Raw genomic sequence first — 25,473 nt, 5'->3', positions numbered from 1 at the left:
GTCTCCCTACTCGTGCGAGTATTCCTTAAGTTTTATGAACTCATGTGTATCGAAATCGACTGATTAAAAGCCGTTAAACACTATCTTGTTTAATCTGATAGTTTGAAGAACTAAAGTCTTTATAGGTCAGGCGGTCATCCAACTCTGATGTTAAAGGCTGAACTTCTTGCATTGAGTTTAAGCAGCGCTGTGCAAGCTCAATGTATTCTTGCGTGCCTCTGGTTTTCCACTTTTTTTCTTGTTCTGATAAATCACGTGCAACCTTGGCAGGACTGCCCATTGCCAATACATTTGCCGGAATTATATCTTTGGTTTTGACCAAGCTATTTGCACCAATAATGGTGTTTTCACCAATTTCAGCATAGTCCAAAATTACGCTGTTCATGCCGACCAAAACATTCTTTCCAATACGGCAGCCATGCAAAATTGCACCATGCCCAATGTGACCCATTTCCTCAACTAAAGTCACGCTTTGCGGAAAACCATGTACGGTGCAGCTATCTTGAACATTGGCATTTTGCTTAATATGGATACGACCAAAATCGGCACGCAATGAGGCAAATGGCCCTACATATACACCCGCTTCAATAATCACATCACCAATTAAAACAGCGGTTGGATGTACAAAAGCCTCTGGGCTGACGACGGGAATAACACCGTCAATACTATAACAAGGCATGATTTAACCTCTCATTTGTTGCAACCAAACCTCCGAAACGGCGCCAATAATGTGCTGTAGCATTTGGCATTGGCCCTTCTGCTGTTGCGGCAACAGACAAGAAGTATTCATCGGCAGGTTCAAATACTTTTTTATAAATATTCATTGATAACGTTCGTGCACTAATCGCAGGCCAGTCAGTTGGCAACAACTCAAGCGGCAATGCAGGGTCTTTTAATAAAATCCGTCGATAATAATGAATCAGCAAAGTTCGAATTTGAAAGGCCTGAACAGGTTCGAGTTGTTCGTTTTCCTGCATCAGCAACACGCCAATTTCTCTAAAAATATCGAGAAACTGTAGATATCTTTGGCGTAATTCATCGATTGGCCAGTTGGTTCTGAGCATACGGCCAATAGTATCGACCGAATTATTAAAAAGCTGCAATGTTTCGGCTTTAAACACCACCACTTGCTCACTCATATTTAAGTCGACCAACAAGCGTTGCAGTTCAATACGGTTACAACCCGGATAAGCCATTAAGTTTGTCGAAATATTGGCAAACCCTAACCATTCAAGTTCTTTCTTTAGCAATGCTTTATTTTCAGTGTCGAGACTAGACATCAGAATAAGATCCCAATAATGATCCCACTCTTTCATCTGGTCGTTATAAATACGTTGCTCGGCCTGCAAATACGTCGAACGGCTTGAATCGGTAATTCGATAAAAACTGGTTCTGCCAATTTTGTCCGAACATAACCAATCATTTTTAACTAAACGAAAAACAGAGGTTCTTACAGCACGGTCATTAAAACCAAATAGCTCTAATAACTGAATCAGGCTCGCAAGACTAATATTTCCACCCCGATGAAGTACTGAATCTCCAAAAATTGTCGAAATAAGCGAAGTTCCACTTAAGGTTTCATTCTTTACAACAGAATCAATTATTTGCTGTATTTTTGCACTCATACTCATGTCTTGGCGTTTAGTTTCAGGGTATAGATTCTATACCCTGAATGATCTTGATGTTAAGCAATCTGACGCATATCGATTACCCGCTTTGCCTTACCTTCCGAACGAGGTAAGGTCGCTTCTGTCACAACTTCTACAGTAACGCTAATCCCAATCATGGTTTTAATACGTTTGATCAACTCCTGAGCAAGTTGATTGGCCTGTATAGTACAGTTATGACACATCTCTGTACGAATATGCAAAGTATCCATATGTCCTTTTTTAGTCACCAAAATTTCATAATTTGGAACTAAATTCGGAACTTGCAAAATTTGCTCTTCAATTTGAGTGGGGAAAACGTTCACGCCACGAATAATCAGCATGTCGTCACTACGGCCCACAATTTTATCCATTTTACGCATTGCCAGATTTTCACCCGGTAGTAAACGGGTCAAATCACGAGTACGGTAACGAATAATCGGTAAACCTTCTTTGGTAATGGTGGTAAAGACTAACTCGCCAAGTTCGCCATCTTTACAGACTTCACCTGTTTCAGGGTTAATAATTTCTGGGTAGAAATGATCTTCCCAAATGGTTAGCCCTTCGCCCTCGCCTAAACATTGCATCGCAACACCCGGCCCCATCACCTCAGACAAACCATAAATATCGAGTGCTTTAATATTGAGGCGTTCTTCAATTTCACGGCGCAGTTCGTTGGTCCACGGCTCGGCACCAAAAATACCCACTTTTAAAGACGTATTACGTGCAGTACCAAATTGTTGCTCGAGCTTTTCAATAATACTCACGCAATAGGATGGCGTAACCATAATTGCAGTCGGTTTAAAGTCTTGAATAAGCTGAACTTGCTTTTCAGTTTGCCCGCCAGACATTGGAATAACCGTCGCACCTAAGCGCTCGGCACCATAATGTGCGCCTAAACCGCCAGTAAACAGTCCATAGCCATAAGCCACCTGAACCATATCTTTCGCAGTTAAACCTGCCATACGTAAGCAACGCGCAACAATGTCCGACCACGTATTAATATCTTTTTGGGTATAACCCACCACTGTCGGTTTACCTGTTGTGCCTGATGATGCATGTAAACGCACAATCTGCTCTTGCGGCACGGCAAACATTCCAAACGGATAGTTGTCTCTTAAATCCTGTTTGGTGGTAAATGGAAACTTCGCCAGATCTTCTAAAGTGACGAAGTCATCAGGATGTACACCTGCTTCATCGAACTTTTTCTTATAGACCGGACTATTTTCATATACAAAAGTCAGGGTGTGTTTTAACCGTCTAGTTTGCAGTTCTCTAAGCTCTGCAAGTGTTAATTGTTCAACATTATCCGTTGTAAGGCTGTCCATCGCCTCTCTCCTCATTATGTAATTTTAAAAACCGTCTGAATTAATTTAAGTTTTCCAAAATCAGTGCGACGCCTTGTCCAACACCCACACACATCGTGCAAAGTGCATAGCGTCCACCGCGTTTTTTTAGCTCACGTGTTGCGGTAATCACTAAGCGTGTACCACTCATACCGAGCGGATGTCCTAGCGCAATCGCACCACCATTTGGGTTCACGCGTTCATCGTCATCTTTTAAACCAAGTTCACGCATACAAGCTAAAGATTGGGCTGCGAATGCCTCATTCAGCTCAATCACATCCATCTGATCTAGCGTTAAACCTGTTTGCTTTAAAATTTTCTGCACAGCCGGAACAGGACCTATACCCATATATTTGGGTTCAACCCCTGCACTTGCAATACCAATCACGCGTGCTAAAGGTTTTAAACCATGTGTATCTGCAAATTCACGGTTGGTAATTAACACACACGCGGCGCCATCATTTACACCAGAGGCATTTCCGGCAGTCACCGAACCACCTTCTTTTCTAAATGGCGCTTTTAGTTTTGCGAGTGCTTCAAGTGTCGTTTCACGCGGATGCTCGTCTCGATTAACCACATTCACGTTTTTCTTACGATCTACAATCTCGACAGGCAAAATCTCGTCGTTAAAAAAACCGTTTTGTTGTGCCGCAGCCGTTTTTTGTTGGCTACGCAATGCAAAAGCATCTTGGTCTTCACGACTAATCTGATATTTTTCAGCTACATTTTCGGCAGTTTCCGGCATGCTGTCGGTGCCGTATTGTGCTTTAAGTTGCTTATTTACAAAGCGCCAGCCAATGGTGGTGTCATAAATTTCAGGAGTACGGCTAAAGGCTTCGGTTGGTTTAGCTTGTACAAATGGTGCACGGCTCATTGACTCAACACCACCTGCCAACACAAACTGCGCTTCACCTGCTTTAATTGAGCGTGCCGCAAGGCCTACTGCATCTAAACCAGAAGCACATAAACGATTGACTGTCATGGCCGGTACTGTATCAGGTAAGCCCGCCAAGAGTGTTGCCATACGTGCAACGTTACGGTTGTCTTCACCTGCTTGGTTAGCACATCCTAAAAACACTTCATCTACCGTATTCCACGGTAAGTTCGGGTGTTTATCTTTTAAATATTTGATGGGCAATGCTGCTAAATCATCTGCACGTACAGCACTTAAGGCACCTGCATATCGTCCAATTGGGGTACGAATAAAATCGCAAATTAAAACGTCTTCCATGTTGACTCCTGATTATGCAAATTCGGTCATATCACGTGAATATTGAGTAGCAATATTTTGAGTTTTCGCTACGTATTGCTTGAGGTAGATACTCGCGCGATATTTTTCCTCTCCATACAGTGCATATAAGTTATTTAAAGTTTGGAGCACATAAGCGCCGCCCATTTGTGTCAACCACTGGTAAGGACCTTTAGGATAATTCACTCCATATTTCATGGCATTATCAATATCTTCCAGACTCGCAACACCATGTAAACTTGCTTCGCAGGCTTCATTAATGAGTAAAGCGATGGTGCGTAAGGTTAACAGTGCCGGATGGTCTTTAATCCACATCACGCTAATACCAAACTGCGCAAAGTAAGCCTCAATTTTAGCCAGATCACTTGCTTCACAAAGCTCGTTATGACTCAGTACTAAAGCTTCCGCCTGCTCAAAATCATGATGCCAATCCATTAAAACCACTTTACGGCTTAGGTAATGAATATTGGCAGACTCACCTTGGCTTAAACGTAAGTCGATATCATCAATTTGAAGGATATTGTCGTCACTCGCAGATCCGCTTTTTAATCCCAAACGCGTTAAAAAAGCAGGTAGCTGAGACCAATTCCCTTTAAGCTGAATATGGGCATCAATTGGTTTGACAGTCACAGCTTGAGGCTGAAATGTCTCGTACTGATTTTTTTCGTTATAGCTATAAAAGCCTTGTTTTGACTTACGCCCCCAAGCACCTGCATCGACCAATTCTTTTTGAATGAGGCTTGGACGGTAGCGTGGCTCATAAAAGAACTCTTGATAAACGCTTTGTGTCACCGAAAAATTAACATCTTGCCCAATGAGGTCGGTAAGTTCACACGGTCCCATCGCAAAACCGCCACACTGCTTTAAAGCATAGTCTAGTTGGTCGTAGCTGGTGACTTGTTCTTGCAGTGCTCTAAAGCCTTCTGCATAAAACGGACGTGCAATTCGGTTCACAATAAAACCGGGAGTTGACTTGGTGAGTACCGGAATTTTTTTCCAATTCAACATTAAGTTTTTTAAAGCCAAACATAAGCTGTTTGGGGTTTTTAAGCCTTGTACAATTTCAACCAGTTTCATGACTGGCGCAGGGTTAAAAAAGTGTAAACCCACTACGCGCTCAGGGTGAGCAATGCCTGCCGAAATTGCAGTGACTGAAATTGAAGATGTATTGCTTGCAAAAATAGTTTGCGCACTACAAATCTCAGCGAGTTGCTTAAATAAAGACTGTTTAACTTCTTTTTTCTCAACGACTGCCTCAATAACCAAGTCAGCATCACGTAATGCTTCAACTTGATTCACCACAGTCAAACGCGCTAAGGCTTCATCAGCTTGCTGCTGTGTAAGCTTGCTCTTTTCAACCAGCTTTTTAAACGTCTGCCCTAAGCCTTGAGCAGCTTGTTGCGCTTTTTGAGCGTCCAAATCATATAAAACGGTCGAGTGCCCATTGACGATGGCTAACTGGGCAATGCCGATGCCCATGGTGCCAGAACCAATGACGGCAATTCGGGCACGAGATAAATCTAAATCTGTCATGCTTAGCGCCCTTTAAAATTTGGTTCACGTTTATTCATAAAGGCTTGTACACCTTCACGATAATCTTCTGAACGACCCGCAATACGTTGAAAATCTCGCTCTAACAGCATTTGCTCATCAAAGGTGTTATTGCTTGATTGATGAATGGCTTTTTTAATAAGAGATAGACCAAAAGTAGGCTGTTTCGCTAAACGTTCAGCGAGTTCAGTGACTTTTGTTTTAAGCTCGGCGTCCTCAACAACATCCCAAATCATGCCCCATTCTTTTGCGGTTTCTGCTGGGAGCTTGTCACCTAACAAAGTTAAACCCATCGCACGCGCATGGCCTACAGCACGTGGTAAAAACCATGTACCCGCAGAGTCTGGAACCAGTCCTAAGCGGCAAAAGGCTTGTACGAAGTTTGCCGATTTTGCTGCAATCACCAAGTCACACGCCAGTGCAATATTTGCCCCTGCACCTGCTGCCACGCCATTTACCGCGCAAATGACAGGCTTTGGCATATTTACAATCGTTTTAATGAGCGGGTTATAGTAAGTTTCAATGGAATATCCTAAATCTGGAGCTTCAGCATTTGGGTCAACTACACGGTCACCTAAATCTTGCCCTGCACAGAAGCCGCGGCCTTCACCACTAATCACCACACAGCGAACATCCGGATTTTTGGTCCACTGGTTTAAAACCTCGGCCACTTCACGGTGCATATCAACGTTAAAGCTATTCAGTGCTTTTGGGCGGTTAAATGTCAGGTAGCCAACACCATTTTTTTCTTCAGCAATAATATTTTGATAGTCCATCACTCACCTCTAAACACTGGCTTTCTTTTCTCAAAGAAAGCATTAATCCCTTCGTTTCGATCTTTTGTAGCCGCCAGCCAGACAAAGTTTTGACGTTCAAACTTGAGTCCCTGACTTAAAGTCGTTTCATGAATACTTTTAATTGATTGTTTAATCACGCGAATCGCTAAAGGCGCTTGTTTGGCAATTTTGGCTGCAAGTTGAACCGCATATTCAACGGTTAATTCAGACGGTACCACTTGATTGCAAATGCCATGTTGCTCCGCCTGTTTTGCCGAAATCATTTCACCTGTCATGGCCCAACGCATGGTGAGTTGTTGTCCAACCAAGCGAGCCAAACGCTGCGTTCCGCCTGCACCCGGTAACATACCAAGGCCAATTTCAGGTAAAGCAAAACGGGCATTTTCACCGCAAATCACCATATCTGAATGTAAAACCAGCTCAAACCCAGCGCCCAAGGCATAACCATTAACTGCGCTAATCAGTGGCTTACTAAACGCATCAATTTTTTGCCAAAGCTTCGGACGAATATCGAGTTGCAAAGTCACGGCGTCCATTGCAGCCAATTCGCTAAGATCTGCTCCAGCAGCAAAACATTGTGAGTTACCTGTTAAAACAACCGCTTTGACTTGAGCATTATGTTCAGCTCCTTCGAGCAACTCGCATAAACACTGCAATGTCGCATTGTTTAAGGCATTTCTTTTTTCTGGACGGTTTAGGGTTAATAACAAAACACCGTCAGTTGCTGTGCTGGCTTTGATTAACTCTTGCATGACGGCCTCTATTCATCAAAACTCAAACGAACATTTGAGCCTTTTGGTAAGGTCTGACAGCTCAGCACATAGCCCTTTTCAACTTCATCTTCTTCAAGACTGTAGTTAAGGAACATGTCGACTTCGCCAGAAAGCACCTTACAACGACAGGTCGCACACACCCCACCTTTACAGGCATACGGTAAGTCAGCACCTGCGCGTAAAGCCGCATCAAGAATACTTTCATCATCTTGAGCCACAGAAACAATAAGCTCACGGCCATCTAAAATGATGTTGACCTTTTCTTCTTTACGATTTGCATCAGCCTCAACACTACGTTTACGCGCTTGTCCTGTGTGGAAACGTTCGGTGTGGATTCGCTCTTTTGCAATACCAAAGTTCGGCAAGGTGCTTTCTACAGCATTCATCATTTCGTCTGGACCACAGGCGAACACATGATCAAAACTCGTTTCAAGCACATCAAAATTAAAAAGTTGTTTTAGCTTTTCTTCATCAATACGACCATTCATCAGTTCACTATCGTTGAACTCACGAGAAAAAATATTGATGAGTTGAAAGCGTTCTTTAAACTGATCTTTCAAATCCATAATTTGCTCGGCAAACATGGTTTGTTTCCATGAGCGATTGCCATAGAGCAAGGTAAAGTTAGCTTCAGGTTGTTCAAATAAAACTTGTTTAATAATTGATAGAATTGGCGTGATACCACTGCCTGCCGCAATGCCTAAATAGTTTTGTCCGCCCATCTTGGCTGCTTTTTGAAAAAACACACCTTGTGGTGGCATGACTTCAAGTACATCGCCCACTTTTAAATGGTCATTGGCCCAGTTTGAAAATTGACCCTGATCAATTTTTTTAACCGCAATACTGATGTCTTCTTTGCCCGCATAGCTACAAATTGAATAACAACGGCGGATTTCACCCGCTTCGGTTAAATGGCGAATGGTTAAGTGTTGCCCCGGTTGAAATTGAAATTGTTCTTGTTGTTCAGGTACAACGTCAAATGCAATACAAATTGCCTGATCGGTTTGCGGTGTAATACTTTTTACTTTTAATGGTACAAATTGGCTCATGGCTGATTTCCTTATCTAAAGACTTAAATACATTTGAAGTAATCAAAAGGCTCAAGACAGTCCTGACATTTATAAAGTGCTTTACAGGCGGTAGAACTAAACTCTGTTAACAGTCGAGTATGTCGGCTTTTGCAACGTGGGCACTCAACACCATCATTTAAATGAACGTGAGTTCCACACTGATGCGCCAACCCTTCAGGTGGTGCAATGCCATAAACTTGCAGTTTCTTTTTCCCTGCTTCAGACATCCAGTCCGTGGTCCATGCTTCTGATAAATCGACCATGACTTTGACCGGTGTCAAAGCTTCTGCGGTAAATGCCTCAACAATTTGTGTTTTGAGCATATCTGTTGCTGGGCAACCGCTATATGTCGGAGTTAGACGAACAATAATTTCTTGTTGATCGTTAATCTCTACACCGCGGATCATGCCCAAATCGACAACCGATAAAACCGGAATTTCAGGGTCACTTACCGTTTGTAGAACGTCCCAACATTGGTCGATGCAATGACGAATCATTTGCATGGCTCACCTCCTTGTCTTACCAGGTCATTCCCGGATAAGTTCTTTGAATACATTGCATTTCAGCCAACAAATAACCCAAATGCTCGGTATGCAATCCTTGTTTCGCACCACGGCGATAAGCACCGTTCACAGCAACATTTAATTCAAAACGCTTAAGCTCATCTGCAATGGTTTGGTTCCATTGCTCTTTTTCATTTGAAAAATCTGGAATCACACCTTCTGCAACTAGTGCTTGCTCGTCTGCACTCAGTTCAAATAACTCAGCAGTAAAGCGCCATAAATTATTTAAACCGTCTTGCACACGTTGATGCGCTTCATCTGTGCTTAAACTTAAACGTTCCATCCAGCTTGTTGAAAAGCGGATGTGATACTTCACTTCTTTTAAAGATTTGACAGCAAGCGCACTTAATTCAGGAAGTGAGCTTTGCGCTAAAGCCGTAAATAAATGAAGATGGTAATGGTCCATCAACCACTGGCGTACAATCGTTTGTGCAAAGTCACCATTGGGTTGTTCACACAACAAAAGGTTTAAGAACTCACGTTCTGTACGGAAATACGCAAGTTGGTCTTCATCACGCTTAGCTTCATCATATTGACCAGCCAAAGTCAGAAAGTTTCTTGCTTGACCTAACAAGTCCAAGCCGATATTGGCTAAGGCAATATCAATTTCAAGCTCAGGTGCATGCCCGCACCATTCAGCCAAACGCTGAGATAAAACCAGTTGACTGTCGCCAATATGTAATAAGAATTTAGATAAAACTGAATGATTCATTTGCCATTCCCCTTACATGTGCTCAATGCCATCTGGGATATGGTAAAAAGTCGGATGACGATAAACCTTGTCTAAAGAAGGATCGAAAAATTCAGCTTTTTCGTCTGGCTGTGAAGATTTAATCAGTTCTGAACGAACCACCCAAATGCTAATTCCTTCATTACGACGCGTGTAAACATCACGAGCATGTTGCAGTGCGATTTCATCATCAGGTGCTCTTAAGCTGCCTACATGACGGTGGCTTAAGCCTTGTTTACTACGTACAAATACTTCGTAGAGCGACCAGTTGTTTTTATCTTCCATTTTGATTTCCTCAAATTTTTCCATAAATCTTGTTAAGCCACTTTGTTCGCTTCAAGCCGTTGTTTTTTCGCGTAGACCACTGCTGCATCACGAACCCATTTGCCGTTTTCCCATGCTTTACGGCGTGCTTCGATACGCTCGTGATTACATGGTCCACGACCGGCAATCACTTCATTAAATTCGTGCCAGTCAATCTCGCCAAACTCATAGTGGCCTGTTTCTTCATTGAACTTTAAATCTGGGTCCGGTACTTCCAAGCCAATTTGCAACACTTGTGGTACGGTGTTATCAACAAACTTTTGACGTAATTCATCGTTACTAAAACGTTTGATTTTCCACGCCATGCTTTGTGCGCTGTTTGGAGAGTGCTCATCACTTGGACCAAACATCATGAGTGCTGGCCACCAGAAACGATTCACTGCATCTTGCGCCATCTGTTTTTGTTCTGGTGTACCGTTTGCCAAAGCCATCATGGCTTCAAAACCTTGACGTTGGTGGAAACTTTCTTCTTTACAAATACGTACCATTGCACGTGCATATGGCCCGTAAGAGGTACGGCAAAGCGCAACTTGGTTCACAATGGCTGCCCCATCGACAAGCCATCCAATTGCAGCAACATCTGCCCAAGTCAAAGTTGGATAGTTAAAGATTGATGAGTATTTCATTTTCCCATTAATCAACTTTTCCATCATATCATCACGGTCAGCACCTAAGGTTTCTGCTGCGCTATACAGATATAAACCATGACCCGCTTCATCTTGTACTTTCGCGAGCAAAACCGCTTTACGTTTTAAAGTTGGCGCACGAGTAATCCAGTTTCCTTCAGGCAACATACCTACAATTTCAGAATGGCCATGTTGCCCGATTTGACGAATCAATGTTTTGCGGTAGGCATCAGGCATTTGATCCTTAGCCTCGATCGTAATTTCATTGGCAATATTTTGTTCAAATTTCTGGTAATTGTTTTCCATTCTTTCATTCCCTGTAGGTATCACCCTTAAATCTATTTTTCGATACACAAAAAACAAAGTCAACTAATTTTTTGGTATCAAATTAAATCTACAACAGCAAAACAATTCAATCTATTGAAATTTATAAAATTAAGTTAAATGTAAAAAACTTTTTTACTTTTAAAAATCAAAATAAAGTTGACTTTTATACAAATTAATCTGAAATTATGAATCATATTTTTGCAATTTTTATAATTGATGTATCAAATAAAAAAGGAGTTTGGTCATGCTTGAACAAGCACACCTAGAAGGAACCTCAACTGACACAGATTTTCAGCAGTCTGAGCATCAACTGCCTCATCTTGCTTCTTATGTCTATGGAACATGGCATTCGTCTGACGAAGAATTACGTACCGTTTATCATGCCATTACAGGTGAATCGATTTATGCCGTAAGTAGTCATGGCATAGATATGAAACGTGTTGTTCAGTATGCCAAACAAAATGGTTCAGAACTGGCTAACTGGACGTTTCACCAACGTGCCAATGCGTTAAAACAAATTGCCCAACATTTACTTGAACGTAAGGAAGACTTCTACAAACTTGCTTATGCGACAGGCGCAACTCGTAAAGATGCGTGGATTGATATTGAAGGTGGGATCCAGACATTATTTGCTTATTCAAGTCTGGTTCGCCGTGAACTCAATGATGAAAAAATTATTACTGAAGATAGCTGGATTCAATTATCTAAAAATGGGACTTTTGGTGCTAAACACATTTTAAGTCCTAAAGCAGGTGTTGCCGTTCATATTAATGCTTTTAACTTCCCAATTTGGGGAATGCTTGAAAAGATTGCACCAACTTTACTTGCAGGTGTGCCATGTATTGTTAAACCTGCAACCGATGGTGCCCAATTAACTCAAGCAGTTGTAAAAGCCATTGAGGAAACACATGTCTTACCAAAAGGCTCACTACAACTCATTTGCGGTCAGACTTATGACCTGTTAGAACAGTTAGGCCCACAAGACTGTGTCACGTTTACGGGTTCTGCTTACACAGGCCAAAAACTGCGTAACCACCCTCACCTCAATAAATATTCGATTCCATTTAGCATGGAAGCCGACTCGGTAAATAGTGCAATTTTAAGCCCTGAGGCAAATGAAGAAACTGTCGATTTATTTGTGCGTGAAGTCTTCCGCGAAATGACCACCAAAGCAGGCCAAAAATGTACTGCCATTCGTCGTGCATTTGTTCCTGAAAACTTGTTAGCGACTGTGCAAGAAAAGCTAACTGCCAAACTTGCTAAAGTTGTGGTGGGCGACCCTCAAAAAGAAGAAACCACCATGGGTGCTTTAGCGAGCATTAAACAAAAACATGACGTTGCAGAAAAAGTTGCTGAACTCAGCAAAGATGCAAAAATTGTTTTTGGTGGCAACGATAACTTTACATTTAATGCAGATCATCCTGAAAAAGGTGCTTTTTTCGCTCCAACTTTATTGGTGTGCGAACAACCTTTACAAGCGACACATGTGCATACCACAGAAGCTTTCGGTCCGGTATGTACACTCATGCCATATCAAAACATTGAAGAACTAGCTGATCTTGTTTCACGTGGTGAAGGTAGCCTAGTGGCTTCTGTCGTTAAAAATAACGATGAAAATATTGAACAGATTATTCAAAAAATTGCGCCTTGGCATGGCCGTGTGCATGTACTTGATGCAGAGTCAGCAAAAGAAAGTACAGGTCATGGTTCACCACTTCCACATTTAGTACACGGCGGTCCTGGTCGTGCAGGTGGCGGTGAAGAGTTAGGTGGTATTCGCGCGGTTAAACATTATATGCAGCGCACTGCAATTCAAGGCTCACCAAACAGTTTGACGCAAATTACTCACTCATGGACTGCTGGCTCAAAAGTTAATGAGGACCGCGTACATCCATTTAAGAAGTCTTTTGATGAGTTAGTGATTGGTGAACGTTTATTAACAGCGCGTCGTACAGTCACCGAAGCAGATATTGTCAATTTCGCGTGTTTAAGCGGTGACTACTTCTATGCACATACCGACAAAATCGCAGCGGCCGAGTCTTTCTTTGGTGAACGTGTGGCACATGGATATTTCATTGTGTCTGCCGCAGCAGGTCTATTTGTCGATGCAGCACAAGGCCCTGTTATCGCTAACTACGGTATGGACAACTTACGCTTTGTTGAACCGGTTAAAATTGGTGACTCGATTCAGGTTGAACTCACCTGTAAGCAAAAAACACCTAAACCGCAAAAAGACCCGTCTCAACCTGCGCATGGCGTTGTGGTATGGGATATTAAAGTCAAAAACCAACGTGGTGAACTTGTCGCAACTTACGACATTTTAACTTTAGTTGCTCGCGAAGCTTAAAGGTTAAAATGAGATGGGGTCACCTCGTCCCCATCTCATTTTTTTTTAACACTCAATAGCGTTAACAGCGAGACCACCTTTTGAAGTCTCTTTATATTTCTCAGACATATCTTTACCTGTTTCCTTCATAGTCTGAATGACTTTATCTAGTGTGACAAAGTGTTCATCGTCATCATGAAGTGCCATTTGGGCTGCATTAATGGCTTTTACGGCTGCAATTGCATTTCGTTCAATACAAGGCACCTGAACCAAACCACCAATCGGGTCACACGTTAAACCTAAATTATGTTCAAGCCCAATTTCAGCCGCATGTTCCACCTGTTCAGGCGATGCTCCTAAAATCTCGGCTAAACCCGCCGAAGCCATTGCACATGCCGAACCGACTTCACCCTGACACCCTACTTCTGCACCAGAAATAGAAGCATTGAGTTTACATAAAATGCCAACGGCTGCCGCACTTAAAAAGAAACGAACCACTTTATCTTCGGAAAAGTCTTTAGAGAAAGTCACGTAGTAATATAAAACTGCCGGAATAATTCCTGCGGCCCCATTTGTAGGTGCCGTCACTACTCGACCGCCAGCAGCATTTTCTTCATTTACCGCTAAGGCAAATAAATTGACCCATTCCATCGCATGAAAAGTCGTCACAATCAGGTTTGAGTTTTTCTTATTTAATAACTTATCGTGAATTTTTTTAGCCCGACGTTTTACGTTTAATCCGCCCGGTAATATGCCTTCATTAATTAATCCGTTGTGAATACATTGCTGCATCACTTTCCAGATTTCCATAATCTTGCTACGAATCTCAGCTTCACTACGCCAGCTTTTTTCATTTTCAAGCATTAACTCACTCACTGATAAATGATGAGTTCTACATAAGCTTAAAAGTTCAGCCGCACTGTGAAACGGATATGGAACCTTAACGTCGTTAGTTTCAGTTTGAGTTGTTGCTAATTGCCTTTGGCTAACAATAAAACCGCCACCAACCGAATAGTAAGTTTCTGCATATAAAATTTCTTGAGCCTCGTTATACGCAATCAGTTCCATTGCATTGGGGTGATAAGGCAAAGATTCATCTAAAAAAAGCACATCATGCTTATAGTCAAAAGAAATAGTCTTTTGCTGATTAAGCTGGATGGCTTTATTTTCTAGAACATCTTCAATCAAGCTTGTACTTACTTGGGTATCAATATGTTCAGGATCAAAACCCATTAAACCTAACAGAACAGCCTTATCTGTCGCATGACCAACACCGGTTGCCGACAGCGAACCGTATAACTTCACCTGAACTCTAACCGTTGCTTGTAAATCGTTTTGCTTCAATAAATCTTCCACAAAACTGTATGCCGCACGCATTGGTCCAACTGTATGGGAGCTAGATGGGCCGATGCCAATTTTAAAAAGATCAAATACACTAATAAACACGTGGTCCTACCTTCGATTCATTATTATTCGTATGTTCGTCATTATTGTGTCCTTTCGGATAGCTTTAAAATTATCATTAAGCCATCTATAAAGCACTGAAAATAAATGGTTCATTGCCTAAAAACAACACAATCAATTGCTAATACAGCCTTTTTAAAAAATTGAATTTTCCATTAATTTAAATGGTAAATGACTCAACCAATATTGAAGAATTGTTCTTTTGAGCAAATAAAATCACAAACCTTTGCCAATTTTTTATAAAAAATATTTGGTTTTCAAGTTATTTACTTGAAATTTAAAATATTTAAAATCAATTAAAAACAAACATTTACATATTATTTAAATCATTCATTGCCCATAAATAGAATAAAAATCCCCCTATTTACCAATAAACATATATCGTATACGATATATGAAAGAACAATAGTTCTGTCGTTAAGGAAAACGTAATGACAAGTCAGTTTAAAAAACAGTTATCTCTAATGGATCTTACATTCATTGGCTTAGGCGCCATTTTCGGTTCAGGATGGTTATTTTCAGCAAGTCATGTGGCCTCTCAAGCCGGCCCTGCGGGTATATTGTCATGGATTATTGGGGGCTTTGCCGTTTTAATTCTGGGAATTATTTATTGTGAGTTAGGCGCAGCCTTACCCCGAGCAGGCGGTATTATCCGTTATCCCGTATTTTCACATGGCCCATTACAAGGATATTTATTGGGTTCTGTGACCGTCATTGCCTTTTCAAGTTTAATTGCAATTGAAGTCGTCGCTGCCCGCGAATATGCAGCAGCATGGTTCCCTTCTCTTACCGCCGTACATGATGGTGTTCGAACTCCAACTACCATTGGATGGTTGTTTCAGTTTGCACTTTTATGCGTATTTTTTGCATTGAACTATTACAGCGTAAAAACCTTTGCAATTGCCAACAACCTGATTAGTGCATTGAAATTTGCTGTACCAGTTTTAGTAATGGTCGCACTTCTATACCATTTTAAACCTGCAAACTTTTCAATGACCGAGTTTGCCCCAATGGGTGCTCACGGCGTACAAGGTGCCGTATCTGCTGGTGGTATTATTTTTGCGTATTTAGGTTTAACGCCAATTATTTCGGTGGCAAGTGAAGTAAAGCGTCCTCAATTTACGATTCCTTTTGCGCTCATCTTATCTGTCGTTTTGGCAACGATTATTTATGTAGTGCTTCAAGTTGCTTTCTTGGGTGCAGTACCCACCGATATGTTAGCAAATGGTTGGTCAGGACTCAGTGACAAATTCCCATTACCTTACCGCGACATTGCCATGTTATTAGGTTTGGGATGGTTAGCTCTGTTAGTTGTTTCAGATGCCATTATTTCTCCGTCTGGCTGCGGCAACATCTATATGGCTGCAACTCCACGTGTCATTTATGCATGGTCGAACAGTAATACATTCTTCCGTATTTTTACACGTGTAGATCCAAAATCAGGCATTCCACGTTATGCCTTATGGTTAACATTTGCACTTTCTGTATTTTGGACCATGCCGTTTCCATCTTGGGATAAATTAATTTCTGTGGTTTCGGCAGCTTTAGTTTTAAGTTATGCCCTAGCTCCTGTCACAGTCGGTGCTTTACGTCGTAATGCTCCTGAGCTAGAACGTCCATTCTATGTAAAAGGCTTTACCGTTCTCGGCCCACTCGCTTTTGTCATTGCATCTTTTATTGTCTATTGGTCTGGCTGGAATGTGATTTCATGGTTATTAGGCGCACAAATCGTATTGTTTGCACTCTACGTTATTTTTAAACGCTATGTGCCAACCCAAGAAGTCAGCCTAGCTCAACAATTAAAGTCCTCAGCGTGGCTCCTTGTTTACTACATTCTAATGATTATTGCTTCTTATCTTGGCAGCTTCGGTGATGGCGCATCGCACCTATTGGCAGCGCCATTCGACACATTATTAGTGATGGTGATTTCTCTTGGTTGTTACTACTGGGGTATACGCTCAGGTTTACCAAAAGCACTGATTAAAAATGATGATGAAGCTTAGCAATTGCTTCCTTAAAAACATATAAGTTAAGGTTTTCTTTTGGTTAATACCGTATACAAAATACAATATTTTCAAATGTAAAACCTTCATTTTGATAACTCTGCAACGTCAGAAGAAGCACTTTTGACGTTTACTCTAAAGTGAGGTTGATAATGTCAAATATTACTGGTCAAAATTTTATTGCAGGTCAACGTTCAAGTGCAGGCAGTAAGTTTGTCTTAAGCTACGATGCTGCAACAGATGAAGCATTACCCTATCAGTTTGCTCAGGCCACTCCTGAAGAAATTGATCAGGCAGCTCAAGCAGCCGCATTGGCCTATCCGGCTTTTAGACAAACTACGCCAGAACAACGCGCTGTTTTTCTAGAAACAATTGCCAGTGAAATTGATGTGCTTGATGACCAGTTTATTGCAACAGTCTGTCAAGAAACTGCCTTACCAGAAGCGCGTATTCGCGGTGAACGTGCGCGGACTACAGGTCAATTACGTCTGTTTGCTCAAGTATTACGCCGTGGCGACTATTTAGGTGCGCGTATTGATTTGGCTTTACCTGAACGTCAACCACTTCCACGTCCAGATTTACGTCAATATAAAATCGGTGTTGGACCAGTTGCCGTATTTGGTGCAAGTAACTTCCCTCTTGCCTTTTCTACTGCGGGTGGCGATACCGCTTCAGCACTTGCTGCTGGATGTCCAGTTATTGTGAAGGCTCATAGCGGTCACATGGCAACGGCCGAATCAATTGCAAATGCCATTTGTAGTGCGATTGAGAAATGCGCTATGCCAAAAGGCATCTTTAGCATGATTTATGGTCAAGGTGTCGGTGAACCACTCGTAAAACATCCAGCAATTAAAGCCGTTGGATTTACAGGTTCACTTAAAGGTGGCCGCGCTCTATGCGATCTAGCTGCTGCACGTCCTGAACCCATTCCAGTTTTTGCTGAAATGTCGAGCATTAACCCAATGGTTTTATTACCCGAAGCTCTGAAAGTGCGTGGTGACAAAATCGCAAACGAACTTAGTGGTTCAGTGGTTTTAGGCTGCGGCCAGTTTTGTACCAATCCGGGTTTAATTATTGGAATTAAATCACCTGAGTTCAGCGAATTTATGGCGCAGTTTACGGCTGCAATGGCCCATCAACCGTCACAAACCATGCTTAACAAAGGTACTTTAAGAAGTTACGAGCATGGCCTGAAAGAATTACTCGCACATGACAAAATAGAGCATTTAGCGGGTCAACCGCAACAAGGCCATCAAGCCTATCCTCAGCTCTTTAAAGCCGATGTATCTCTTTTACTAGAGCATGATGAATTACTTCAAGAAGAAGTATTCGGCCCAACGACGATTGTAATTGAGGTTGAATCGGCAGAGCAGCTCGCTCTAGCTTTAAATGGTCTACGTGGTCAACTTACAGCATCATTAATTGCCGAGCCACAAGATTTTGAAAACTTCGCGACCCTTATTCCGTTACTTGAAGAAAAAGCAGGACGTTTACTTCTAAATGGTTACCCAACAGGCGTTGAAGTCTGTGATGCCATGGTACACGGCGGGCCTTATCCTGCAACTTCAGATGCACGCGGTACATCGGTAGGAACCTTAGCAATCGAGCGTTATTTACGACCAGTATGTTATCAAAACTATCCAGATCAGTTATTGCCACTCGCCCTTCAAAATGCCAATCCGCTTGGTATTGCGCGCTTAGTGAATGGTGAAATGAGTAAAGCTGTTCTTTAAATGTTGAAGGAGTTTATCCAAAGGATGGACTCCTTTTTTTAGTTCAAAACCTCCAGCGTAATCGCACATTATTTAAATAAAAAAGTGCAAAAAATGAATAGCAAGATGCTCCATTAAATCAATGCGTAACATATTTTTAAATAAGGATATTGGTATATGACGACAACATTAAAAAAGGTCGTAGCGGCCTCTATGGTCGGCTCCGTAGCTGAATGGTATGAATTTTTCCTATATGGAACTGCTTCTGCCCTTGTCTTTGGCGAACTTTTCTTTCAACAAACGGGCAATGCTATAGATGGTATTTTGGCGGCCTTTGCCCTGTATGCTGTTGGCTTTTTAGCACGACCTATTGGCGGCCTCGTGTTTGGCCATTACGGCGATAAAATTGGTCGTAAGAAATTATTGCAAATTAGCCTGATTATTGTCGGTATCACTACTTTTTTAATGGGCTGTATTCCGACCTTTCATCAAATTGGCTATTGGGCACCTACACTTTTGGTCATGCTACGTCTAATTCAAGGCTTTGCTTTTGGTGGCGAATGGGGCGGCGCAGTTATTTTGGTTTCAGAGCACAGTCCAGATGATCGCAGAGGTTATTGGGCAAGCTGGCCACAAACTGGCGTACCGCTCGGGAATTTAGTGGCAACACTGGTTTTATTGTTACTTTCAAAAAACCTCTCACCCGAACAATTCCTAGATTGGGGATGGCGCTGTGCATTCTGGTTCTCAGCAGTCGTTGTACTGATTGGTTTATGGATTCGAAAAAATGTAGACGATGCCGAAGTATTTAAAGAAGCACAGGCCAAACAACAGCTTCTTGAAAAGCAACAGCTCGGGATTATTGAGGTTTTAAAATATCATAAGAAATCTGTTATTGCGGGTATCGGTGCCAGATTCGCAGAAAACATTTTGTACTATATGGTGGTTACTTTTTCGATCAGTTATTTAAAGTTAGTCGTTCATAAAGATACTTCACAAATTTTACTGCTCATGTTCGGCGCTCATCTGATCCATTTCTTTATTATTCCTTTTATGGGACATTTAAGCGATATATTTGGCCGCAAACCTATTTACCTTATTGGGGCTGTACTTACTGCTTTTTGGGGATTTGTCGGCTTTCCTTTAATGGATACAGGCAATGACTGGCTCATTATGTTAGCAATTGTGCTCGGTTTATTTATTGAGTCCATGACCTACTCGCCTTACTCTGCGTTAATGACCGAGTTATTTCCAACTCACATCCGCTATACGGCGCTTTCATTTTGTTATCAAGTCGCGCCAATTATGGCAGGTTCGCTTGCTCCATTAATTGCCCTAACATTACTCAAAGAGTTTAATAGCTCGATTCCGATTTCTTTATATTTGGTTGCCGCAAGTTTGATCTCTATTGTCTCGATTTTGCTTGTGAAAGAAACCAAAGGCCGGTCATTGGCTTTTAAAGATTAGTCTTGAAGATATAAATTAAGCACTTAATAATCATTTTGGGTTGTTCTATACAACCCCTTTTTTTATCTAAATATTTTTGGTAGAAGCGCGATACAAGGTAGGTGACATGCCTGTGTGCAGCTTAAACTGACGACAAAAAGCACTGTGGTCGGTATAACCACAGCGCAAACCAATTTGAGTGATTGGTAAATCTGTCGCCAATAGTTCAGTGGCGACTTGAAGACGAATTTTGCTAATCATTTGTCGAGGCGTTAAATGGTATATTTTTTTGCAATACCGTTCTAACTGAGCCACAGATACACCTGCAATTGCAGTCAAATGCGCCAATGTAATGGTTTCGGCATAATTCTTTTTAATATAGTCCTCAACCTGAACCATTTTGTAAAAAGCAGGATGTGTATTTTCAGGCACATTTAAATCATTAGAAATACCTGCTATTCCTACTAACTTTCCATCCGCATCAAATAAAGGCTCTTTATAAGTCAAACACCAACCCGACTGGTTCTTTGCATATAAATGCAGCTCTAATTGCTCTGTTAACTTTTTACCACGGCGAATGACTTGTAAATCTTGCGATGTATATATTTTTCCGAGGGAATGAGGAAAAACCTCTTCTGAAGTTTTCCCAATCAAAGCAGATTTATCTTTTAGACCGCAACGATTTACTAATGTTTGGTTGACGAACACATAACGCGCTTCAGTATTTTTGATGAAAAATACCACCGAAGACAAAGCATCAAATAATGGTTCTATACTTTCCAGATTTTTTAAGAAATCTTCCAAAGTTGTGGTTAGTTTCGGAATTTGAACCAAAGTCATGAGCTAGAGCGGACAAAGTTATAACTTGTCTACTCTAGAACATTTCATTTTTGATTTAAAGGAGAAGTAGACATCGCCATTAGGCTTTTTACACGAGTAGGAAGTAATGGGGGCCGAGAGTTAGGCAACTGCCAATCAAACATACAAGCCGCTGCTGTTGCACATGTACTTCCCTGACATGCTCCCATTCCACAACGTGTATGTAATTTTGCATCAATCCAACCACTACGCACGGCAACTTTATCAAAAGTTACATCTTCACATCGACAAAAAATAGTGTCTGGACGCGCAAGCGTTTTTAACTCAGTCCGTAATTTGAAGCTTTTCTCAAGAAGATGTGCAAATAAACGATACCGTTGTCTTTGAGCAAATAATTGTCTAGCTTTTTCATTTTGACCTATAGCAGCATAACCTGCGATGCTACCTTCCACTATCGCCAGCTCACTTCCGCCAAAACCTGTACACTCACCTGCTGCCCAAACCTGCGGCTGTGATGTACGTTGATAGTCATCGACCGCAATCGCATTGTCCTTAATTTGACAACCCATTAACTGGCCTAATTGAGTATTCGGCACTAAACCAAACCCGCACGCGAGTCGATCACACTCAATTTCAATGATTCCTTTTGGCGTTTTTAGTTTTACTCGTTCAAGACGTTCCTGACCAATCGCTTCAACCACATAACTGTCAGGTTGATATAAACGATGAGGTAAAGATAACGCCTGTATTATTTTCGCAGGCCAGCGCCAAAGTTGTAATGCAAATTTACGAACAGAAGATGAAGCTGCCTGTTCGGCAACATAGAGAACCTGAGCCTCTGCTTTTTTTGCTGTGTCCGCACTTGCTAAAAGTAATGGTCCGGAACCCGCAATCACAACACGTTCATTTTTGACTGGTATGCCTGCCTTAATTAAAGCTTGCAAACCACCTGCCCCTGTTACACCAGGTAAGGTCCAACCAGGAAAAGGCAAAAACAGTTCTCTTGCTCCCGTACACAATATAAGCTGACGATAAGACAAGTTTAGGCTGTCATGAGGTCGCTCAACGAGTAATTGACCTACAAAAGGTGCAGCGACAATCTTGGCACCAAACATAAATTCAATATTAGGATAAGCCTTGATTTGTTGATATTTTTGCTGCGCCATTTCAGGTACAGGAAAAATCGGTCCAGCGCGCCAGATTTGACCACCCGCCTGTGGGTTATTATCTAATATTAAAATTCGCCCGCCACTCTCGGCAGCTGCAATAGCAGCTGACAACCCCGCAGGTCCAGCACCGGCAACCACTACATCGTATTGTTTTTCCATTATTGTGTTTCCACCTTCATGTCTTGCTGGCACAGCGTCTGACAAGCAAGCACTCTAAGTCCATTAATATTGACACGACATTCCTGACAAACTCCCATTCCACAAAATGGAGTGCGTTTTTGCCCACAGACAGACAAACGGCTATAAGACTTCGCTTGTGCTAAAGCAGCAGCAACACTGGTGCCCTCAATCACAGAAACCGATTGGCCGTTAATAAAAAGCTGAATCATCTATGCAGCTCCTATAAAGCGATGAGGTAAAAAAGGTTCTGGATCTATATCAAAAGTTAATCCACATACGTGTGAGGCAATAAGTCTTGCTGTACCTGTTGCTGTGGTTACACCTAATCCTTCATGTCCTACCGCTAAATAAACCGATTGAAATGCAGGATGTCGTCCAATTATCGGAATACCATCTGGTGTGGCTGCACGAAAGCCAGTCCATGCTCGAATAACATTAAGATCAGCCAAAGCTGGAAAATAATCCGCAGCTTCTTTAAGCACCCGAGTAAAGACTTCCGGCTCTACACTCGGATCAACCGTATTAAACTGACGAGATGACCCAATAAAAAGCTGGCCTGTCGGTCTAGGCTGAATATTGCAAGCCACTGAAATTCCACTTGTCGCTTGAGTGCTGGCCGCATAAGCCAAAGCCACCAACGTATGTTTTACATTTAAATCAGGGTAACGATCGGTAATAGCCAAATGACCTTTTTTAGGTTCAATCGGTAGCTCTGGAAAAAAATCTGTCGCATGAATACCGTTAGCCAAAACGATATGCTCAGCTTCTAGCCATGTTCCATCACTTAACTGAACCCGATTTTCTTCAATATGAATAACTTTAGCTTGTTGAACCTGAACCTTGTGGGGAAATTTTTTTAATAACCATTCAGCGGCACAGGGTGCATATAAAATTCCATCATCAAAAACTTCTAAACCACCATAAAGACCCTGCTTTAAGTGAGGTTCAAGCTGACCGATTTCATCTGCATTTCGAAGTTGGCAACGGACGCCTTGTGCAGTGAGACGTTGATATTTTTCCTCAGCAATCTGCATTTCTTCCGGGCTACTTGCCAGCCATAAAGTTGGCATTTGGCGATAGGCACATTCTTCCGAAAGCTCATGCCCTAATTCATGCCATAGCTGAACTGACCAATGACTAAGTTTTAATTCGGCTTCCAAGTCATCCATAATGACCAAATGCCCCATACCCGCGGCTGTTGCCCCACCGATATGAGCATCTAAAACTTGCACATTTAAGCCTTGCCGAGCTAACTCATAAGCACATGCGGCACCTACAATGCCTGCCCCAATGACGATGGCATCGGTTCTCATAGCTGAATACCCCAAGCAAATGGGTCATTTTCATCCATAAATAAAGTTGCTTCGGCACTCATGTAAGCTTCACCACGAATGGTTGGAATCACATATTCCCCTGCTTGCTCATATGAGGCAATAAATTGGCTACCGATAATGCTGGCTTGTTTCCATAACTTTCCTGGCTCAAGTTTGCCATCTGCGGCCAAGCAAGCAATTTTCGCACTCGTTCCAGTTCCACAAGGTGAACGGTCATAGGCCTTACCAGGGCACAGTACGAAATTTTTACTGTCTGCATCAGTGTCACTTGCAAATAACTCAATATGGTCAATTTCTTGCCCATCTTTACCGGTTATTCCTTGTGCCGTAAGGGCTTGTCTAACCGTCCACGCATATTCAGTAAGTTGATCCAAATTATCACTTGCAACACGTTGACCATGATCATTAATCAAGAAGAACCAGTTACCACCCCATGCAATATCACCAGTAACTTTTCCATATTTTTCAACGTCAACTTCGACTGCTTTTTTATAACGATATGCAGGCACATTTCGCACACTAACCGAATGATCTTCATGAAGCGTCGCTTCAACATCACCTACTGGAGTTTCAATTAAATGCGTGCCTACCTGTATTTTTCCCAAGTGTGCTAACGAAGCCACTAAACCAATCGTGCCATGACCACACATGCCTAAGTAGCCCGTGTTATTAAAGAAAATAACACCCGCACTCGCTTCGGGATTCACTGGTTTACACAATAATGCTCCAACCAGAACATCATTACCGCGCGGCTCTAACATGGTTGCTCTACGGAAATGGTCATATTGTTCTGATAATATTTTTCGGCGGCTTTCCATGTCTCCTTTGCCTAAATCAGGAAAGCCTTCAAGTACTAAGCGTGTTGGTTCACCACCAGTATGAGAATCCAAAATTTTTACTGTTTTCATTGAAGTATCCTTACATTTTTTTCTAGGATGACTGATCTCAAAACAGCAAGCTTGATCGTTTTCTTATAAATCCATGACGAAATCAGCATAGTGAAAACTTGCTTCATCTAAAATAAAGACAAAAAAATTAGGCCATTGGCCTAATTGAAATGACAAAGAACGCAGCGCTTATTTTTTCACATTTTTATGGTGAGGTAGATGTTCATAAAGTGATTGGCAAACACCATTAATATGCTCTTCAATTAACTTAACCGCCAAATCAACATCCTTGGCTTTACAGGCTTTCACAATTTCTTTGTGCTCATCATTTGCACGCGATTTACCTTCGGAAACATTCATCTGCAATCTTAAATAGCGCTCAATTTTATCGTAAATTGAACGAATTAGTCCAAGCATATAAGGCCGCTGTGCTGGTTCATAGAGGCATGCATGTAACTGCCAATTTAATGTGGTCCAGCTTCCAATATCCATGTTATCAATAAAGGCATTACAAATTTCATCTGCCTTTTTATAAGTTTCTTCCGTCATATTCGGTACGGCAAGTTGAATCAACTTCGTTTCCAACATCACTCGTACTTCAAAAATTTGTGCTAATTCTTCTTCAGAAATGCGGGTCACAATTGCACCGCGATTTTTTATAAACTCAACTAAGCCTTCGGCTTCAAGTTGTTTTAAAGCTTCACGTACCGGAATTTTGCTGACATTGAATAGTTTGGCAATTTCATCCTGACGAATAGGCTCACCTTCAGCAATATGCCCTGCAATAATTGCTTCTCTAATATATTTGACAATAACTTCAGATACCGAAGGCATTGCACCAAGATTTGATACATTAAAAGATGGTAGCGTCACGAATATTCTCTTAACCTCAAAATATGACACAAATTAAAAGGATGATCATTTTTATTCATCCACCATAATGAAATCATTGCTTTTCAAGCACTTTTTCCGGCACGGCTTACCTTTATTTCAATGCTGCTAAAATTTATTTTCTTTATCCATTTAAGCTAATAATTTTTAACTGCACTCATAGTTAAAGTATACTTTATACAATTTAATTCACAAAACTATTATTAGACTATGCTGAAATCGTCATCATTTTATTGCATT

The 25,473-nt window shown here is 41.6% G+C and carries 23 protein-coding genes; 4 read left to right on the top strand and 19 right to left on the bottom strand.

Annotated elements, in window-relative coordinates:
- Positions 1-73: 73 nt before the first annotated feature.
- The 12 genes from KTI78_RS10820 to paaA are packed head-to-tail and all read right to left on the bottom strand — an operon-like array spanning position 74 to position 10,981.
- Positions 74-679 carry a DapH/DapD/GlmU-related protein gene (locus KTI78_RS10820; RefSeq protein ID WP_262446095.1) on the bottom strand — a complete coding sequence of 202 codons (606 nt, stop codon included), beginning with the start codon at positions 677-679 and terminating at the stop codon, positions 74-76.
- Positions 666-1,631: a phenylacetic acid degradation operon negative regulatory protein PaaX gene (paaX, locus tag KTI78_RS10815; RefSeq protein ID WP_000062822.1), complete on the bottom strand. Its 966-nt coding sequence runs from the start codon at positions 1,629-1,631 to the stop codon at positions 666-668. The genes KTI78_RS10820 and paaX overlap by 14 nt, the downstream gene beginning before the upstream one ends.
- Before the next feature lie 53 nt (positions 1,632-1,684).
- Positions 1,685-2,974, bottom strand: a complete 1,290-nt coding sequence (gene paaK / locus KTI78_RS10810; RefSeq protein WP_262446094.1) for a phenylacetate--CoA ligase PaaK — start codon at positions 2,972-2,974, stop codon at positions 1,685-1,687.
- Between the two features lie 40 nt (positions 2,975-3,014).
- Positions 3,015-4,223, bottom strand: a complete 1,209-nt coding sequence (gene pcaF, locus KTI78_RS10805; protein ID WP_049836278.1) for a 3-oxoadipyl-CoA thiolase — start codon at positions 4,221-4,223, stop codon at positions 3,015-3,017.
- Between the two features lie 12 nt (positions 4,224-4,235).
- A complete protein-coding gene (locus KTI78_RS10800) occupies positions 4,236-5,774 on the bottom strand; it encodes a 3-hydroxyacyl-CoA dehydrogenase (RefSeq protein WP_262446093.1) in 1,539 nt (512 codons plus the stop codon).
- Positions 5,775-5,776: 2 nt separating this feature from the next.
- On the bottom strand, positions 5,777-6,568 hold the full coding sequence (gene paaG, locus KTI78_RS10795) for a 2-(1,2-epoxy-1,2-dihydrophenyl)acetyl-CoA isomerase PaaG (RefSeq protein WP_262446092.1): 792 nt from the start codon (positions 6,566-6,568) through the stop codon (positions 5,777-5,779).
- Positions 6,568-7,341 carry an enoyl-CoA hydratase-related protein gene (locus tag KTI78_RS10790; RefSeq protein ID WP_262446091.1) on the bottom strand — a complete coding sequence of 258 codons (774 nt, stop codon included), beginning with the start codon at positions 7,339-7,341 and terminating at the stop codon, positions 6,568-6,570. Before KTI78_RS10790 ends, paaG begins: the two co-directional genes overlap by 1 nt.
- A gap of 8 nt (positions 7,342-7,349) precedes the next feature.
- A complete protein-coding gene (gene paaE, locus KTI78_RS10785) occupies positions 7,350-8,411 on the bottom strand; it encodes a 1,2-phenylacetyl-CoA epoxidase subunit PaaE (protein ID WP_262446090.1) in 1,062 nt (353 codons plus the stop codon).
- Positions 8,412-8,434: 23 nt separating this feature from the next.
- Entirely contained in the window at positions 8,435-8,935 is a 501-nt protein-coding gene (paaD, locus tag KTI78_RS10780) for a 1,2-phenylacetyl-CoA epoxidase subunit PaaD (protein WP_001177941.1), read from the bottom strand.
- A 16-nt stretch (positions 8,936-8,951) separates the two neighbouring features.
- A complete protein-coding gene (gene paaC / locus KTI78_RS10775) occupies positions 8,952-9,707 on the bottom strand; it encodes a 1,2-phenylacetyl-CoA epoxidase subunit PaaC (protein WP_001016793.1) in 756 nt (251 codons plus the stop codon).
- Between the two features lie 12 nt (positions 9,708-9,719).
- Entirely contained in the window at positions 9,720-10,010 is a 291-nt protein-coding gene (gene paaB, locus KTI78_RS10770) for a 1,2-phenylacetyl-CoA epoxidase subunit PaaB (protein WP_000389648.1), read from the bottom strand.
- A 32-nt stretch (positions 10,011-10,042) separates the two neighbouring features.
- Positions 10,043-10,981: a 1,2-phenylacetyl-CoA epoxidase subunit PaaA gene (gene paaA / locus KTI78_RS10765; RefSeq protein WP_262446089.1), complete on the bottom strand. Its 939-nt coding sequence runs from the start codon at positions 10,979-10,981 to the stop codon at positions 10,043-10,045.
- A 265-nt stretch (positions 10,982-11,246) separates the two neighbouring features.
- Here paaA and paaZ point away from each other — a divergent pair, with 265 nt between their 5' ends.
- Positions 11,247-13,349, top strand: a complete 2,103-nt coding sequence (gene paaZ / locus KTI78_RS10760) for a phenylacetic acid degradation bifunctional protein PaaZ (protein WP_023896958.1) — start codon at positions 11,247-11,249, stop codon at positions 13,347-13,349.
- Between the two features lie 45 nt (positions 13,350-13,394).
- Here paaZ and KTI78_RS10755 read toward each other — a convergent pair whose 3' ends face one another.
- Complete coding sequence (locus tag KTI78_RS10755) at positions 13,395-14,774, bottom strand: L-serine ammonia-lyase (RefSeq protein WP_000470952.1); 1,380 nt, start codon at positions 14,772-14,774, stop codon at positions 13,395-13,397.
- Between the two features lie 449 nt (positions 14,775-15,223).
- Between KTI78_RS10755 and KTI78_RS10750 the strand changes: the two genes are divergently transcribed.
- From KTI78_RS10750 to abaF, 3 genes are all read left to right on the top strand, one after another.
- Positions 15,224-16,795 carry an APC family permease gene (locus KTI78_RS10750; protein WP_262446088.1) on the top strand — a complete coding sequence of 524 codons (1,572 nt, stop codon included), beginning with the start codon at positions 15,224-15,226 and terminating at the stop codon, positions 16,793-16,795.
- 152 nt (positions 16,796-16,947) lie between these two features.
- A complete protein-coding gene (locus KTI78_RS10745) occupies positions 16,948-18,528 on the top strand; it encodes an aldehyde dehydrogenase (NADP(+)) (RefSeq protein WP_262446087.1) in 1,581 nt (526 codons plus the stop codon).
- A 156-nt stretch (positions 18,529-18,684) separates the two neighbouring features.
- Entirely contained in the window at positions 18,685-19,974 is a 1,290-nt protein-coding gene (gene abaF, locus KTI78_RS10740; RefSeq protein ID WP_031960312.1) for a fosfomycin efflux MFS transporter AbaF, read from the top strand.
- Positions 19,975-20,040: 66 nt separating this feature from the next.
- Here abaF and KTI78_RS10735 read toward each other — a convergent pair whose 3' ends face one another.
- The 6 genes from KTI78_RS10735 to KTI78_RS10710 form a co-directional block, all read right to left on the bottom strand.
- Complete coding sequence (locus KTI78_RS10735; protein ID WP_004793140.1) at positions 20,041-20,793, bottom strand: AraC family transcriptional regulator; 753 nt, start codon at positions 20,791-20,793, stop codon at positions 20,041-20,043.
- Between the two features lie 44 nt (positions 20,794-20,837).
- A complete protein-coding gene (locus KTI78_RS10730; RefSeq protein ID WP_262446086.1) occupies positions 20,838-22,100 on the bottom strand; it encodes an FAD-dependent oxidoreductase in 1,263 nt (420 codons plus the stop codon).
- Complete coding sequence (locus KTI78_RS10725; RefSeq protein WP_262446085.1) at positions 22,100-22,330, bottom strand: (2Fe-2S)-binding protein; 231 nt, start codon at positions 22,328-22,330, stop codon at positions 22,100-22,102. Before KTI78_RS10725 ends, KTI78_RS10730 begins: the two co-directional genes overlap by 1 nt.
- The gene (locus KTI78_RS10720; RefSeq protein WP_262446084.1) at positions 22,331-23,434 is read right to left on the bottom strand and encodes an NAD(P)/FAD-dependent oxidoreductase; all 1,104 of its coding nucleotides are present in this window, start codon (positions 23,432-23,434) and stop codon (positions 22,331-22,333) included.
- Positions 23,431-24,363, bottom strand: coding sequence for a 4-hydroxyproline epimerase (locus tag KTI78_RS10715; protein ID WP_262446083.1), 933 nt, complete (start codon positions 24,361-24,363; stop codon positions 23,431-23,433). The genes KTI78_RS10720 and KTI78_RS10715 overlap by 4 nt, the downstream gene beginning before the upstream one ends.
- A gap of 168 nt (positions 24,364-24,531) precedes the next feature.
- Entirely contained in the window at positions 24,532-25,215 is a 684-nt protein-coding gene (locus tag KTI78_RS10710; protein ID WP_000174668.1) for a GntR family transcriptional regulator, read from the bottom strand.
- Positions 25,216-25,473: the final 258 nt, after the last annotated feature.

It is taken from the genome of Acinetobacter sp. WU_MDCI_Abxe161 (assembly GCF_025514355.1).
Taxonomy (GTDB): domain Bacteria; phylum Pseudomonadota; class Gammaproteobacteria; order Pseudomonadales; family Moraxellaceae; genus Acinetobacter; species Acinetobacter pittii_E.
Note: the sequence above shows the minus strand (reverse complement) of the source record. Positions and strands in the feature narration are given on the sequence as shown.

Bases quoted from the DNA above. Each gene is read 5' to 3' on its own strand.
- paaG (WP_262446092.1), bottom strand. From the start codon at position 6,568: ATGGACTATCAAAATATTATTGCTGAAGAAAAAAATGGTGTTGGCTAC.
- KTI78_RS10790 (WP_262446091.1), bottom strand. From the start codon at position 7,341: ATGCAAGAGTTAATCAAAGCCAGCACAGCAACTGACGGTGTTTTGTTA.
- KTI78_RS10725 (WP_262446085.1), bottom strand. From the start codon at position 22,330: ATGATTCAGCTTTTTATTAACGGCCAATCGGTTTCTGTGATTGAGGGC.
- KTI78_RS10730 (WP_262446086.1), bottom strand. From the start codon at position 22,100: ATGGAAAAACAATACGATGTAGTGGTTGCCGGTGCTGGACCTGCGGGG.
- paaE (WP_262446090.1), bottom strand. From the start codon at position 8,411: ATGAGCCAATTTGTACCATTAAAAGTAAAAAGTATTACACCGCAAACC.
- abaF (WP_031960312.1), top strand. From the start codon at position 18,685: ATGACGACAACATTAAAAAAGGTCGTAGCGGCCTCTATGGTCGGCTCC.
- paaD (WP_001177941.1), bottom strand. From the start codon at position 8,935: ATGCAAATGATTCGTCATTGCATCGACCAATGTTGGGACGTTCTACAA.
- paaC (WP_001016793.1), bottom strand. From the start codon at position 9,707: ATGAATCATTCAGTTTTATCTAAATTCTTATTACATATTGGCGACAGT.
- paaZ (WP_023896958.1), top strand. From the start codon at position 11,247: ATGCTTGAACAAGCACACCTAGAAGGAACCTCAACTGACACAGATTTT.
- KTI78_RS10800 (WP_262446093.1), bottom strand. From the start codon at position 5,774: ATGACAGATTTAGATTTATCTCGTGCCCGAATTGCCGTCATTGGTTCT.
- KTI78_RS10745 (WP_262446087.1), top strand. From the start codon at position 16,948: ATGTCAAATATTACTGGTCAAAATTTTATTGCAGGTCAACGTTCAAGT.
- paaX (WP_000062822.1), bottom strand. From the start codon at position 1,631: ATGAGTATGAGTGCAAAAATACAGCAAATAATTGATTCTGTTGTAAAG.
- pcaF (WP_049836278.1), bottom strand. From the start codon at position 4,223: ATGGAAGACGTTTTAATTTGCGATTTTATTCGTACCCCAATTGGACGA.
- paaA (WP_262446089.1), bottom strand. From the start codon at position 10,981: ATGGAAAACAATTACCAGAAATTTGAACAAAATATTGCCAATGAAATT.
- paaB (WP_000389648.1), bottom strand. From the start codon at position 10,010: ATGGAAGATAAAAACAACTGGTCGCTCTACGAAGTATTTGTACGTAGT.
- KTI78_RS10735 (WP_004793140.1), bottom strand. From the start codon at position 20,793: ATGACTTTGGTTCAAATTCCGAAACTAACCACAACTTTGGAAGATTTC.
- KTI78_RS10715 (WP_262446083.1), bottom strand. From the start codon at position 24,363: ATGAAAACAGTAAAAATTTTGGATTCTCATACTGGTGGTGAACCAACA.
- KTI78_RS10720 (WP_262446084.1), bottom strand. From the start codon at position 23,434: ATGAGAACCGATGCCATCGTCATTGGGGCAGGCATTGTAGGTGCCGCA.
- KTI78_RS10750 (WP_262446088.1), top strand. From the start codon at position 15,224: ATGACAAGTCAGTTTAAAAAACAGTTATCTCTAATGGATCTTACATTC.
- KTI78_RS10820 (WP_262446095.1), bottom strand. From the start codon at position 679: ATGCCTTGTTATAGTATTGACGGTGTTATTCCCGTCGTCAGCCCAGAG.
- paaK (WP_262446094.1), bottom strand. From the start codon at position 2,974: ATGGACAGCCTTACAACGGATAATGTTGAACAATTAACACTTGCAGAG.